The organism is Enterovibrio gelatinilyticus (assembly GCF_028683095.1).
GTDB classification, from domain to species: Bacteria; Pseudomonadota; Gammaproteobacteria; order Enterobacterales; family Vibrionaceae; genus Enterovibrio; species Enterovibrio gelatinilyticus.
Map to the genome: position 1 here is coordinate 157,933 of NZ_JAJUBC010000008.1, position 14,835 is coordinate 172,767.

Consider the following 14,835-nt stretch of genomic DNA (forward strand, 5'->3'; position numbering starts at 1 on the left):
TGAACGAATAAACCCATAATAACTGAAGAAAAAATGGGATTCACCCCAATTCATATATGATCTGAATCAACAAAACCCTAATGAGTGGCAATGAAAGCGTGAGGCGAGTAGAATGCCTGCTCGAAAAAATGATCAACAAGAATCGAAGCGAGCAGTTTCACAATGAGTAGAAAAATTGAATTATTGGCACCTGGTGGTGATGTAGAAGCGATCAAAGCAGCCATCGTAGCTGGGGCAAATGCCGTTTACTGTGGCTTAGATATTTTTAACGCCCGTAACCGTGCATCCAATCTTTCATTTGATGAGTTAAACGGCGTTCTACGACTCGCTCACGAGTATGGTTGTGAAGTCTTTCTGACCTTAAACGTAGTGATTCTTGAGCACGAAATCCGTTCATTAGTGAAATTGCTCAATCAACTTGTGAATACGACACTTGATGGCATCATTGTTCAAGATTTAGGTGTATTTAACCTGATCAAAAAGCATTTCCCCACGTTAGATGTTCATGCCTCTACTCAGTTAACTACGCACAACGAAGGTCAGCTTAAATTCCTATCCCAAATAGGCGCATCACGCGTTAACTTATCTCGCGAACTGAACATAGATGAAATCAAAGAGATGACAGCCGTAGCACATGAACATGACATGCTCACTGAAGTGTTTGTTCACGGCTCGCTGTGTATCGCATTCTCCGGTCAGTGTTACTCAAGTTCTGTTAGTGTCGGTAACTCCGGAAACCGAGGCCGTTGCAGCCAAGCGTGTCGCGATGAATACGAAGTGACCAATGTCGGCACTAAGTATCCGCTAAATTTGAAAGATAACTCTGCATATTTTGACCTTCCAGAATTGGTTGACGCTCAAGTCGATTCCTTAAAGATTGAAGGCCGCATTAAAGGTGCTCACTACGTCTATACCGTGGTGGAGAACTGGCGCAAAAACATTAATCAGTTTGTTGAAACCGGCGACCTCTATGAAGATGACTCCAATCTCCATAAAGTATTCAACCGTGGTTTAACCAACAAGTTTTTGAAAGGTAACCTGACCAGAGACATGTTTATCGATAACCCTCGCGACAACAGCGTGAATTACGCCGTTGAAAAGAGAAATGCGATTGATGTGGTGCAAATTCAAGATGTCAGAACAGACCTTTATAACGACAAAAATGCTATTGGCGCGACGCTGCGAGAGAAAGTAGCAACACTGAGCATTGATAAGATTGCAGTGAACATTGCGTTCAAAGCGTCGTTGGGTGAACCTTTCGTTGTTGTCGTCACGCCCACTGACAACGTGCACGATACATTTTCTGTGCAATCAACTTCCCTATTGAGAGCAGCTGATGAAAAAGCGATCACTTCAGAGGAGCTCGAAAAACGCTTCAAAGGCGTGATCAACCCTAACTACGAATTACTCGGTTACGACTTCTCCGAGTTAGCAGAAAACTTAGTGGTTCCCTTCCGTGAAATCACGGAAATGAAAGATCGCATCGCTTTCCTATTAAATGGCTCTCGAGATGTCATTAAGCACGTAGAAGTGCCTGCTTTTCCTCAATACGCGAAAGTTGAAGAGAAACCAAAACTATCAATGCTTATCGCTGACACTGCTGATTTAAACGTATGCGATGTCACAGACGCCGACATCTACTTTAAGTTGCCAGAGAGCTTTAAGAAGCGTGATAGAAAATACATCAATATCTTCTTAGATAACCCACGTTTGATCCCTTGGTTCCCTGCGGTTCTTATCGGTAAAGATTACGATGAAGCGGTAAAAGTCCTCGAAGAGGTCAAACCGGCGCGCATCGTGACCAACAACACGGGCATTGCTTATAAAGCGTTTGAAATGGGCATTGAATGGATTGCGGGCCCATTCCTCAACACCACTAACTCACACGCTCTAGTGACCCTGAAAGAGTCATTGAACTGTGCGGGTGCGTTTATTTCAAACGAGATAAACAAAGTACAGATGAAACAAATCCGTCGCCCTGAAAACTTCAAATTGGCGTACAGCATATATCACCCAATTTTGATGATGACGAGTCGCCAGTGCTTCTTCCAGCAAACGGTAGGTTGTAACAAACCGGCTATCGAAGCAGGTTGTATGTTGCGATGTGAAAAAGCCACGACCATTACCAATGTGAAAGGCATTTCCTTCGCCGTTGATAAGCAAAAAGGCGGCTACCCGAGCATCTACAATCACGAGCAGTTCTTGAACATGGATGCCGTGAAAGATCTATCAGGCCTATTTGACGAGTTCTTTATTGATTTGACTAACATCGGTAGCGGCTCGAAAGAGCAAGCAGATAAAATTGAGCTCGTTAAGCATTTTGAAAAACTGGTTAACGGTGATGTGAGTGTCCAAGACGCTCTATTTACCATGGTGCCAATCAACACTAACGATCAGTATCAACAAGGTTTGTAAAACTGACTAACTAACCTTGTTAAGATGCTTTAGTGAAGAAAACACAAAGCCGCGATGATGAATCGCGGCTTTTTTGTTTCTGATGGATCGCCTCGGAATCAGTTGCCTCCTCGGCGCTAAATCCAACACCTTTTTTATATTTCAGTGCCAAGCTGCGTCAAAAAGTTTTTCATAAACACGGTTCGTTTATCTGCCTCTGCTTTTGCCGACGCTGTGTTCATGGTATCTGCCAGTTTGAGTAATTTGATGTAGAAGTGATCGACACAATATTGTCGATCGTCCCACTCTCTTTCTTGGGCAAATGGGTCAAAGGCATTATATAGCCCAACACCCAGTGCGGTACCCACTTGCAAGCACCTCGCAACCCCAATTGCACCAATGGCATCCAACCTATCGGCATCCTGCACAATTTTCGCTTCTAAGCTTTTCGGCTTCACCTTGGCACTAAAGCTGTGAGCAACAATTGCATGGCTGATTTCAGGAAAATACTCTGAAGGATATGCCAGACCCTCTAGAAATTCCTGAGCTTTTTGTGCTGCCAACAAAGAGCTTGTAGCCCTCTCTGGATGATTTTTAGGAAAAGAAAAACAATCATGCAAATAAGCCGCAGGAACAACCACTTCAAGCTTCGCGCCTTCTTCATGGCATAGCGATTTTGCTACCTTTACGACTCTAAGAACATGATTCAAATCATGGGCTAAGTCTTGCTGCATTTCACGCTTAATAAAATCCAAAAACAACGGTTCAAACTTCTCTAGCATCATTAACTCTACGCGTATCAAAATAGTGAAAGCCTATAAATTATGCGTTTAACCATAACGCATTCCACATCTAAAAATCGCAAACTCACCATAAGCGAACGTTACAAGAAACAGGTCAAAAATAGCACACCACCATTCGCCAAAGACGAGACCACTGTGTAATACCGCACGCTGATACCGACAAGCATAAGATTCCTCATGAACATATTGCTCGTTAACGAGAGGATGAAGAGTGCCTAGATTCTCCTCACCAACAACATTCTCGATCACAATTTAATGCACAGTTAACCGTGCAATTTATCATCAGTTTTTCATACAACCCATAAAGCCAACATGGGACAACCTTGAACTCCATACACACCAAGCTCTGGTTTTCTTGGCTCTCAAACAAGGAGAATAGTGGCGGTTAACAAGCAAGTGAGCCACTTTAACATATTGTCTCTCCCCCTCTTTATTGGCACTTACATTAAACCGTACTACATACTTTAAGAAGAATATGCTCACACTTAAATCAGACTATTTTCCATATTCCACTTAATTAACAGCCTATCCCTTGTCATAGAAATTTGTACATTTACATTCTGCCTATGTACTTGACCAGAATGTCGTCGGTCTTCTCAGTACATTCTCACTCAGCACAACATAAGACAGCGGCCACAAGGCGAATAATCGCATCACGATCTCATCGTGGTGACGAACATAAAAGGTGTTGGGAATTTTAATGAATGTCAGTTGCAGAGCTTCGACTCTATCTATAAACAGGGCAATGAAAAATGGCTTCTATTATTGGTACCGACCAAAACGATACACTAAATGGCACCTCTACCGACGACACCATTTATGGTTTAGCGGGTAATGATGTTCTCAATGGTGGTGATGGCAATGATGTCATTATTGGGGGGGAGTTAGCCAACGGCGCCTCACCAAGCTCAAGAAACACTGATGGCACATATGATGTAAGCAACGGCGACACATTCAACATCAGCCTATCGAATTTCACTAACGACACTGAATTCAATAACTCTATCGGATATTTTCTCCTCGATAGCAGCGGAAACATTCTCAAAGCTGAAGTCATGGCTTCTAATGCACAAACCGCTACCAGCGCCAATGACTATGAAGTAGATACTGAAGGTGCAACGTCTCTGAGTCTGTTCCTTATTCCCGATGGCGCCTCACAGGGCTTCCTTGATGGCGAAGTCACCTTAGATATTTCTGGCCAGGTTCCCATTGTTGCTCAAGGTGCGATTGAATCGATCGTTTACGTTTCTCAAGCAAACGAAAATGGCGATGGACAAGACCATGAGCTAATCGATGGCGATACCAGTATCTGGGATGACCGCTGGAATCTAGGCAGTGGCGATTTCGTTGATACAACGTTTGATATTTACGTCAATCAATTCCTTCCAAACCAACCTGATGACGACACGATTTCAGCTGAAGGTGGTGATGACATTGTCTATGGTGGGCTTGGCGAAGACACAATTTCCGGTGGCGAAGGAAATGACCTTATCTTCGGCGGACGTGGTGACGACCAACTAAGTGGTGATGCAGGTAACGACGACCTTCGAGGAGGTCTTGGTAATGACACCTTAGATGGCGGAGATGGTAATGATATTTTGCACGGCAAAGCCGGAAATGACACCTTAGAGGGTGGTGCTGGCGATGACAAGTTGTTCGGCAGTACTGGCAGCAATACGTTGCTGGGGGGGGAAGGTAACGATTATCTGTTTGCTGGTAACGGACACAACAACACACTCGATGGTGGCGCAGGCGTTGACAGTTATCGTGGCGGAATTGGTAGCGATACGCTTATTTTCGATGTGAATGACTTCGATGGCAGCACATCTACCAGTTCAACTGGCCGTGAAGTCAACACGAAGGTTTACGCTGCGACAACCAGCTTTGACATTCTCAAAGTGAATGGTGATGTTCATGCCGATTTTACGGGTGAAGCATATCAATCAGACGCCAGCATCAAGGGCAATGTCATTTCTGGTGTTGAAGCCGTCATTGGTGACGCGGGAGATCAAACCGTTACCGTTAAAGAACATGCTATCTTTGCACAATCAGACGATATCGATCGTAGCAATTGGGATGGCTTTGTTGCTTATTTGGGAGAAGGTGACGACACACTCAACCTTGTAGGTACAAACTGGAGTTATGATGCAGCAGGCACCTCCAACGCAGATATTTCTCCAGAGATGCTGCTACAAATGGGGTTAACGTCAGTTGAAGCCGCCGACCTACAAGCGTACGTTTTTACTAAAGACTCAGATAGTAGTGCTCAAATTACTGTCTGGACCGATGCTGAACATGTGACGCAATCTGGTATCGATATCGTTTAATCAACAACGTTTGATTTAAGCTTTACTAGAAAAATAAAAACGGCCCTTTGTTTGAGGGTCGTTTTTGTCATGATTGCATAAGGCGGAAAACTGTTAAGGTACTCAAATAACATTTAATGTCGAGTTCAAACTTGAGACCACAATGTTCGACAATTGTTAGGCAATCAATATCAAAACATCTATTCACTAAACAATGAGAAGGACGTACACCGTACTCTTTTATGCAATGTGTTTCGCCAAAAACCACACCCCAACAAATGTATTGAACGAGGCACGATATTCAGATCTTTCTCGATACAACAAAGATCAACATGTCCTAGTATTTTGCCTTCCAAACAGGCACGTTGAGGTAACCTGCTAATTTTTTAGCAGACTTATCGAGAGCTGAGCTTTTACTGTGCTCCATGACATTCGCACGCTCTCCATCACGAAAGACTAAATTCAGCTCATAACTTTGGAAAGAGCCATTATCAGAGCGTACGCTCTCGCTTATTATCTGCAACGCATAAATATCGCTCAGCTTTCCTTGGCTAGTTGGTTTGTCTTTTATCAATGAATCATAGCGTTTACCTTTGAAATAAGTGCCTGACGCTTTATCAAAGGTCATCCCTTGGTTCCTCGCCCACATAAAAAAGCTAGATACAGTAAATGTTATACCAATCACTAGCGATATTGTACCTGCGGCATCCGCACCTTGCTGATACATAATAGGACTGATGTACAAGAGCAATCCTAAGCCGGGAATCATGAATGCAGAATAAAACACTAGTGCTCTAAAGGTACGTCTAACAACAATCTTTAGACCTCTTTCAACCATTTTATGGATTTGAAAGTTAGCGCCGCCGCGCTTGACGGGATTCCAGCTTATTTTATTTGCAATAGGATCGTTCGTGTCTTCTAACATAACTTTTACTTCATTTATACTAATATCCTTAATAGCGCTCACTCTGCCTCCTTCTGCGATGCTGATATATTTACTTCAACGAAAAATTCTTCTCAACAGCTCATCTCTTTAAAATAAACCATCCGCAATCATTAATACCCATTTTCGTGCCGTGCGACACGCAAGTTTATTCTCTCTCTGTTCACCTCATCCAGCAATAACTAAAAATACACTTCGTGTATCTAATCGCATCCTACTGTTGAAGTGCCGTGAAGTTAGCTCAAATGGTTTGTAATTGTTATGTCTGTCAAATCGGCTTACCAATAACCTTATCCCAAACCTCATTTAGCCACTCATAAAGTTCAACGGTTGAATCAAATTCTTCATTTGTTATAGCTTCATACTCTACAACGGTAACCAAGCAATAAACAATTAGATCACGAAGCTGGTTCTCAAACAATTCTGGCGTTGAGAATGGCCAATTGTCACTTTTCGAACAGCATTGAAGTCGAAATTTAATAAACTCTCAATATCAGGAAAAACACATTCCCCACCAAAACCTTTTCATTCACTTGCAAAGACGAAAATACAATAACAATCAGTCCTGATTTAACTATTTCATTCATAGTATTCATCTATTAGGTGCATGCATGGTGCCATAATTTCACATTGTGTAATGTCTCACTCAAGCGAACACCCTAACAATTTTCTCTAAAAAATTAGACAGTATTTCCTAGACTTTTTACTCTAATAAATCAAAATAAAAAGCATATTACAACACAAGAAATGATCGATACGTGATATACCCTGAAAATAGTATGGAAAATCAGCGTCTCACCACTCATAGAAGCAGATATACTCTCTGACATTCACGACTTAGTACTCATGACATTCTGGAGAGAGACGAAGCCAACACGATTAAGACTTTATTTAATGTTAAAACCACCTTGATAAAGCGGAATATTGAATAATATATTCAATATCATCTGGCGATAACACCTCAGGGCAATGATCTTCGAGAATGGCTAAGTCTTCAGAACAACCTGAAATTTCACACAAGTAGTTCACCACTGAATCCTTGAACGATTTGTAGCTTTCATAGCTCTCATGTTTTTTAACGACCGTCAGTAAATTGAGCACTCCCGATTTTATTCGAACATTTTCATCCGTATCCTCCGCCTCCGATACAAAGTCGGAATGCAAATACTTAACATACTCTTGTTTAAATATTTCTAACTTTTCTTGGTAATCTTTCATGAGAACCCAAACATATAGATGGAGAAATTAAATATCAACTTAGCGTTATATACTCCCAAGCCAGCGGGTGTAATACTAACCCAAGCTCATATTAAAGAAGTCAAACCACATCTTTCCCGAATGATTATATTTTTCCAGTCATTTCACTCCAAGTGTTAACCAAATCAACATACTCATAAGTTTCTGTGGTAGCAACACCATCAATTTGAACAGATGATGCCTCAAGTTCAAATAATATATCGATGATTTTCTCCACTTCAAACTCAGTCAGACCTAATATATATACCCAAGCAACCTGAAGATGCAGGATTCAGCGAGGTTTACTGACGTTATGATCAAGGCGTCCCTTTGCCGATGTAGTGATCTCCCTCAAAAAGGGATAACACCGAGCATGGCGTCAGTAAACTCGCCCGAAGGGAGGCTCTCAGTGCGCCCACTTCATCGTTAAATTCCCGTGAAATAAAAAACTATTCCTACAAGAATTTGCCTTGAATTGAACACACTGATGGCCTCTGAAATCGAGCATCTTCAGGTTGTTTGGGTATAAAAGCGCTCTGATTTGTGACTGTGCTTCTCTGGAAAAGGAATAGGTACAGAACGAAGGATGACTTCGATTAAGCCTGCTTCTTTCGCTCCCACTTTCTTAAGGGCCAACAACGTGTCCCTTAAGAAGCTTGCAGATTGAACATTCGCCTGCTCGCAAATTTTCTCATATTCGATAGAGTTCATAGCGTATGTTTATGTGGATACCACAGAGTATTCCCCGCAAGATTCACCATAACCCCTGCTTTTTGATTTCGTCATATGCCGCGGTAACATGAGCAGGAATGCTTTGTTCGATCTGAAAGCCTTGCGTTGGGTAATCACGTACCCGCTCGAAATCAGATACCGTGGCCTCTGCCACCATATCAAACGGGATGTCTTCGGTTGGGTATTCCACTAGTGAAATCGGTGGCGATGTCACCAACACTGACTCCCACTCACCCGGCCATTGTTTGATGAACGTGGCATATGCGCGGCGCTCCATGAATGGCTTTTGCACCAAAAGTAGCTTTTTGAAATCGAGCCCTTTCTCTCGCATGATTTGATAACCAAAGGTGACATTTTCACCCGTGTTGGTGGCCTTGGTTTCCAAAAGAATTGCAGACTCTGGCACGCCTTCATCGAGAAGGACATCGGCAAAGGTCTCCGCTTCGGTTTTTACAAATTGACCTTGTGTGAATCGTCCAAAACCACCGGATATCATCACATAAGGGGCAAAACCTTGTCGATATAGCGCAGCAGCATATTCAGCGACGCGCACGTCGTTACTGCAAAGAATGAAGATGCAATCAGAAGGCTGTGGGGCGTGACCAAGTTGGTGAAAATCCCAAAGGGTTTCGAGGTGTTTGTAAATGCGGCTTGGCATACGGGCTGTCCTTGGTATTAACTTGGATAAACGTTACTTCGCTTTTACTCCTCCCCACCCTCTTTTTCAAAAGAGGGTGACCAAAAGTTTGACCCTAAGCCTGTAATTTTAAGTACTTGGTTGCTTTCGCACCTAACCTGCGCGCTTGCACGTTGACGTTGCTTTCCATTTAAACGGTTCAAAGGCTTCTCGCAAATTCACCTTGGCGTTAAGTCGCGCTGCAAGCAAAAACAAACCGCCAATTTTTCTGTGTAGAAACAAGGCATCAGCTGGCGGGGTGTGCCAGTAACCTTGTTCCATACTCAATGCCATCCCTGCTGCATGAATTCGACTACCGAGATCAGTATTGCCAAAATCGTAGTCGCCATCATATTGGATTGGCTCGCACGCGGTCATCACCATGTTCACCACCGCGGCTTTTTGTTCTGGGAAGATATGGTCACTGAAAAATCCAATTTGGGCCATTGACTCTGATACGCCGTCTTTGTCGTTGTTCAGGGCGCTGGTCAGCAGCTTTTGATAGCCCTCGCTGATATGATCGCTATACCGTCTTGTTGCGCCAAAATCGAGCAACACGATTTTCCCGCTCTCTTGTTGATACAAATAATTGGCAAAATTGGGGTCTGTCTGGACCAATTTAAATTGAAACGCTTCTTTGAACAGAAGCTCAAACAGGTTCCTCACCAAATGGTTACGAGCCACTTGTGGTAAATCTTGCAAGTTCTCGATCGGATCTCCTTGCTCAAAGCTCATGGTCAAAATTGAGGAAGTAGTGAGTGATTTAAAAACTCTGGGCACGATGAACCGATTGTCATCGTTGAGTAGCTGATAAAACGCATCAGCCATTTCCGCTTCAAGCTCATAATTGGCTTCATCATGAAGCTGCTTTTTTGCTTCATCTAGCAAGCTTTTGTAATCAACTTCTTTTGGTACTAAGCCAGTCAAACGTAGCAGAGTGACAACATTGTCTACATCACTACTGATGCTTTTTTTGATACCGGGATATTGCACTTTAATCGCTAACTCAGAAGCATCATCACCGTAAGCAAAATGGACTTGTCCGATAGACGCAGCGGCAATAGGTTTAAACTTGAATGAAATAAAGTGCTTTTGCCAGGTTTTTCCCCACTCAGTTTCCAACACAGAAGCCAACTGTTTTGCAGGCATAGGAGCGGCGTCAGATCTTAGCTTGGCAAGTATATCCGTAAGCTCTTTGGGTAGCGCATCTCCAGCGTCCATACTCAGCAGTTGGCCGACTTTCATGGCTGCCCCGCGAAGTTGCGCGAGTTGATCAGTAATACTGCCGATGTTCTTAGGCGTGAGCAGAAGATCTTTTGCTGACGGGCGTTTTCCCGATAAGAGTTGCTTGGCACCTTCAGTAGCCATGTTAGTGGCGACTTTGGTGACAACCGAACCAAACATGCCAACTCGGCTAAGTCTATTGCTCGGGATTTTCTTACCGTCTTTTCCGTTATCGTACGCGGCCACAATGCCTCCGGCGAGTGTGATTTACATTTCAGTACGAGTCTCGATAAGAATCGTTCACTCTTGACGATATTCAGCAGCGCTAAGAAAGGCAAGTCGCTGATGTGAATCAGAGGTCAACGAACACTGGCAAAAAATCTCTCAGTGCAAACACGCAGGTACAAAAAAGCCGCGCCTTGAATTCACTTCAAGGCGCGGCTTTATCAGTTAATTTAAGTGTTGATTACACTTTTTTCACGAACTCAGATTTCAGCTTCATTGCGCCAACACCGTCGATTTTACAATCGATGTCGTGGTCACCGTCTACCAGACGGATGTTTTTAACTTTAGTACCCACTTTAACCACAAGTGAAGAACCTTTCACTTTCAGGTCTTTGATGACTGTGACTGTGTCACCATCTTGCAGGACGTTACCGTTAGAATCTTTGATGATTTTAACGTCGTCAGCATCAGCAGATGCATCTTGTGACCACTCATGACCACACTCAGGGCATACATATAATGCGCCATCTTCGTAAGTGTATTCAGAGTTGCACTGTGGGCAATTTGGTAGAGACATTGATGATTACCTCGGTTCACATGGGTAAAGAGGGTGGTAGTCTAAACCAATCGGTCAAGGACGGGTAGCGCCAAACATGATAAGCACCCACTTTTTATGGGATTATACTTTCAGCCACCTAACTTGGTTACCAAGCCGATTTCTAAACGCTACATTTCATCGATACTCTTCAACACCACACCAACAAAAGTTACTTATCAAACCGCCTTAGTTCACATTTCTTAAATGACATAATTTGCAATAAAAAATTCACCAAACCAATCAATGATGACCTTATCAGCCTGCAGCCCTTTAGGTACCTGAGTGTCCATTAATTCAAACATTTATTCGTCTGCTCATTGCTACAAACTCCTACTCAAACACTCCGATGAATCCCCTGCAAGACGATGCGTGAGTGCTACATTCAATACAGATAATTTCTATTTTATTTAGTGAGTTAACTATCACTTAAGGACGACGATTATGAATGCCCTGTCGATTAGGCAACGGTTATCGCTCATCATTGCCATTGCTGTGCTGTCTTTGGTTTCAGTCACCACCATCTCTCTTGTTCTGAAAAAGGACAACATGATGGATGAACGCAAGAACCAAATCCAAGTGTTAGTCCAAACCGCACAAAGTTTGGTACAACGTTATTATCAACAAGCGCAAAATGGCGACATCTCGATGGAGCAAGCTAAACAACAGTCCATCAATGCGCTCGATGCCATGCGTTATGGTGAAAATGGCTACTTCATGATTTACAACATGAACTCAGACATGGTCCACCACCCTATCGCGGCGAACCTGATCGGTAAGAATCTGGTGGATTTAAAAGACACCAATGGCGTATATATCATTCGTGACCAAGTTCGAATGGCAGCGAATGGCGGCGGCTTCGTCACTTACCATTGGAAGAAAACAGGCCAAGACGACACACCTTACCCAAAAGTGGCTTACTCACTGCCTTTCTCTCCTTGGGGTTGGGTACTAAATACTGGACTATATGTGGATGATGTCGATGCGGTGTTCTACCAGGACGTACAACGACTACTACTTCTCGTAGGCGCGATAGCCTTAGTCTTGATGGCGATTTCAATCACCATTACAAAAAGCATCACTACACCAATGAGTCGCCTACAAAGCTTGCTACAAGATGCTGAACGAAATCTCGACCTCACTGTACGTTTCCGCCCTCAAGGTAAGAATGAAATTGCAGATCTTGGTCGCGCATTTAATAACTTAATGAGCGCCTTTGAAGAGACGTTAACCAGCATTGCATCTGGGGCAAATCATCTGAACAACGAAGTATCCAAATTAGAGAACCTATCTGACCACATTGTTGGCGCGTCTACACGTCAATCAGAAGACACGGGCAGTATTGCCGCCTTGGTTGAAGAATTTGCAGCCAGTATCAACACCATTTCCCATGATGCTGACACGATGAAATCACTGTCCAATGAGAGTGGCATACAAGCGCAAGCAGGCGCCACCAGCATGCAGCGTACTATTGCCAACATGGATCAAATGTCAGAAAAATCCCAGCGCTCAAGCACGGCTGTTTCTGAGCTTGATCAGCACTCCAAAGAAATTGAAGGCATCATCAGTGTCATCAATGACGTGGCAGAGCAAACCAATTTACTTGCGTTAAACGCCGCCATTGAAGCCGCGCGTGCAGGCGACCAAGGCCGCGGCTTCGCGGTGGTTGCTGATGAAGTACGAAACCTCGCTGTACGAACATCTGATTCGACCAAGCAGATTGCATCAACCATTCAAGAATTACGATCCGGTATCGAAACCACGGTCAGCCACATCGAAGATAGTGTACTTGTAGTGAGTGACAACATGTCACAAACCCATTCGGCGGAACAAACCGTCCGTGAAATGCACCAGAAATCACAAGATCTCATCAATATTATTGAAGAGGTCTCTCGCTCTCTCCACGAGCAATCACAAGCGAACCAAGAACTCGCACACCGTATTCAAGATATTGCCGACATGGCCAATAACAATCACCAATCCGCTGCCGATGTGCAAGGTTCGGCGCGTGAAGTGAATGGTCTTGTTAGTCAATTCCAACGCTCTGTAGGACGCTTTAAGCTGTCAAAGGCGATATAGCAAAGATTCTCCACATCATCGCGATTGATCCCCGCGATATACCACTGCCCTGTGAGAGAAAGTGAAAAGCCCCATGATTGGGGCTTTTTGCGTTATTCACCAGCCTATTTTTTGGCTGCCAACAGACTGATCAGTTCACTCATTAAGAGGCTTCATCTAACGCTTTATCTTGTGACTTATCTTGTGACTTATCTTGTGACTTGTTTTGTGGCTTGGTTTGTAGCTTGGTTTGCGGCTTTTTCTCCAACCAACTTCCATCACGATGACGACGGTAAAAATGCGCAGGCAATCCTTCGTTGTCTTGTGTCCAAGGCGATTCTTCAATAGCTTGTTTCATGTCAGCGTAGCCACTATCACGACGCAAACGGATCGAACGACGAGAGAACTCTGCATCACTGAGCGGGATATGGCCCTGAAGCGGGTCAAACGTGATATGCACAATATCAATCTTCTTGCCGACACTGAGCGATGTTTTGTCAGGCACTTGTTGGCTGGCAATGATCTCAGGCGATGTTGCCAGAATTTGGTCAAGATTACGTTTAGCCACCAAGGCTTCAATATGCTCACATGATCGGCTGGCATACTGAATTTCCTTTTCTCGCCAAAGCACTTCGCTCATGGTTTGTGGTAACTCTCCGTTGGCATTCCACAAATCCACCATGAAGATCAACAACTCTTCGTCATCAGCAAGATCCAAAATGCCGTTTAGCGGCGTGTTCGACACCACACCACCGTCCCAGTAATGGTCTTCACCGATCTTCGTTGCTGGAAAGCCTGGTGGCAAAGAACCACTTGCCACAGCGTGTGCGGGCTCAATCGTATCTGTCTTACTATCAAAAAAGACCAGTTCGCCGTCAGTAACTCGTGTGGCTCCAACAGTTAATCGCGCTGCGCCTTTACTGATCATGTCAAAATCAGCGAGATCACTTAACGTCGAAAACAGCGGCGTTGTATCATAAAAGCTTGTTGCCCCTTCGCCCGCTGGCGCCAACCATGGGTTTACTGGGCGGGGGGTAAAGAAATCAGGCTGACCAAACATCAGCGCTTGTTGCGCACTTACACTATTAAATGCTTGCGCAAAAAAAGGAGGGATATCGATATCCGTCCCTGGTCGAGAAATCCGCTCCCAAAATGCTTCAAGTTGTCCTAGTCGTTTTTCTGGCGTATTCCCCGCGAGGATCGCCGCATTCAACGCGCCAATTGAAATGCCAGCGAACCAATCAGGCGTGTATCCCGCCTCAGTTAACGCCTGATAAGCTCCAATGTGATAAGCCCCTAACGCCCCTCCTCCTTGTAACACCAAACATACCGTTGGTTTTTTCTTTTTTCGTGTCGTCGCCATACTGTGTCCTTAGTCTATAAAGGGAAATGATGTGTATATAAATCAGCAGTTAGCAGTCTTTATAGACCAATAAGTCAGACATCATGGTTAAGATTTCCGTTCACCAGACAACAAGCTAGCCAGTCTCACACTTTGGGGCTTTACCTTTCAAAGCTTGCACCCATTTGTCCGCTGCCGCAGAAAATAGACAAAGCATTTTTTTCATCCTGCTACTTTGAAAAAAGAAGGCTATCGATTCAGTGACTAGCGCTGTTTACCCATTCACCGAGGCTTAAACATT

At 43.9% G+C, this 14,835-nt stretch carries 12 protein-coding genes; 3 read left to right on the forward strand and 9 right to left on the reverse strand.

The features are described 5' to 3' along the window. Window positions 1-162 precede the first annotated feature (162 nt). The gene (locus tag LRP50_RS09195) at window positions 163-2,415 is read left to right on the forward strand and encodes a peptidase U32 family protein (protein ID WP_274164161.1); all 2,253 of its coding nucleotides are present in this window, start codon (window positions 163-165) and stop codon (window positions 2,413-2,415) included. A 134-nt stretch (window positions 2,416-2,549) separates the two neighbouring features. On the opposite strand, the gene LRP50_RS09200 is transcribed toward LRP50_RS09195, so the two are convergent. After that, entirely contained in the window at window positions 2,550-3,176 is a 627-nt protein-coding gene (locus tag LRP50_RS09200) for an HD domain-containing protein (RefSeq protein ID WP_274164162.1), read from the reverse strand. A gap of 773 nt (window positions 3,177-3,949) precedes the next feature. Here LRP50_RS09200 and LRP50_RS09205 point away from each other — a divergent pair. Next, window positions 3,950-5,524 carry a calcium-binding protein gene (locus tag LRP50_RS09205; RefSeq protein ID WP_274164163.1) on the forward strand — a complete coding sequence of 525 codons (1,575 nt, stop codon included), beginning with the start codon at window positions 3,950-3,952 and terminating at the stop codon, window positions 5,522-5,524. A 316-nt stretch (window positions 5,525-5,840) separates the two neighbouring features. Here the strand turns inward: LRP50_RS09205 and LRP50_RS09210 are convergent, their stop codons facing one another. The 7 genes from LRP50_RS09210 to LRP50_RS09240 all read right to left on the reverse strand — a co-directional run bounded on the left by LRP50_RS09210 (window position 5,841) and on the right by LRP50_RS09240 (window position 11,116). After that, entirely contained in the window at window positions 5,841-6,470 is a 630-nt protein-coding gene (locus LRP50_RS09210; protein WP_274164164.1) for a hypothetical protein, read from the reverse strand. 873 nt (window positions 6,471-7,343) lie between these two features. Continuing rightward, window positions 7,344-7,664: a hypothetical protein gene (locus tag LRP50_RS09215; protein ID WP_274164165.1), complete on the reverse strand. Its 321-nt coding sequence runs from the start codon at window positions 7,662-7,664 to the stop codon at window positions 7,344-7,346. Between the two features lie 124 nt (window positions 7,665-7,788). Continuing rightward, window positions 7,789-7,920, reverse strand: coding sequence for a hypothetical protein (locus LRP50_RS09220; RefSeq protein WP_274164166.1), 132 nt, complete (start codon window positions 7,918-7,920; stop codon window positions 7,789-7,791). Between the two features lie 272 nt (window positions 7,921-8,192). Then, window positions 8,193-8,393 (reverse strand): hypothetical protein, encoded by a 201-nt coding sequence (locus LRP50_RS09225; protein WP_274164167.1) that lies wholly within the window; start codon window positions 8,391-8,393, stop codon window positions 8,193-8,195. A 43-nt stretch (window positions 8,394-8,436) separates the two neighbouring features. Then, window positions 8,437-9,072, reverse strand: a complete 636-nt coding sequence (locus LRP50_RS09230) for a YdcF family protein (RefSeq protein WP_274164168.1) — start codon at window positions 9,070-9,072, stop codon at window positions 8,437-8,439. Between the two features lie 132 nt (window positions 9,073-9,204). Then, entirely contained in the window at window positions 9,205-10,560 is a 1,356-nt protein-coding gene (locus tag LRP50_RS09235) for an ABC1 kinase family protein (RefSeq protein ID WP_274164169.1), read from the reverse strand. 220 nt (window positions 10,561-10,780) lie between these two features. After that, a complete protein-coding gene (locus tag LRP50_RS09240; protein ID WP_017014763.1) occupies window positions 10,781-11,116 on the reverse strand; it encodes a zinc ribbon domain-containing protein YjdM in 336 nt (111 codons plus the stop codon). Window positions 11,117-11,578: 462 nt separating this feature from the next. Here LRP50_RS09240 and LRP50_RS09245 point away from each other — a divergent pair, with 462 nt between their 5' ends. Continuing rightward, window positions 11,579-13,213, forward strand: a complete 1,635-nt coding sequence (locus LRP50_RS09245) for a methyl-accepting chemotaxis protein (protein WP_274164170.1) — start codon at window positions 11,579-11,581, stop codon at window positions 13,211-13,213. A 142-nt stretch (window positions 13,214-13,355) separates the two neighbouring features. Here LRP50_RS09245 and LRP50_RS09250 read toward each other — a convergent pair whose 3' ends face one another. Beyond that, a complete protein-coding gene (locus LRP50_RS09250; RefSeq protein WP_274164171.1) occupies window positions 13,356-14,555 on the reverse strand; it encodes a patatin-like phospholipase family protein in 1,200 nt (399 codons plus the stop codon). Window positions 14,556-14,835: the final 280 nt, after the last annotated feature.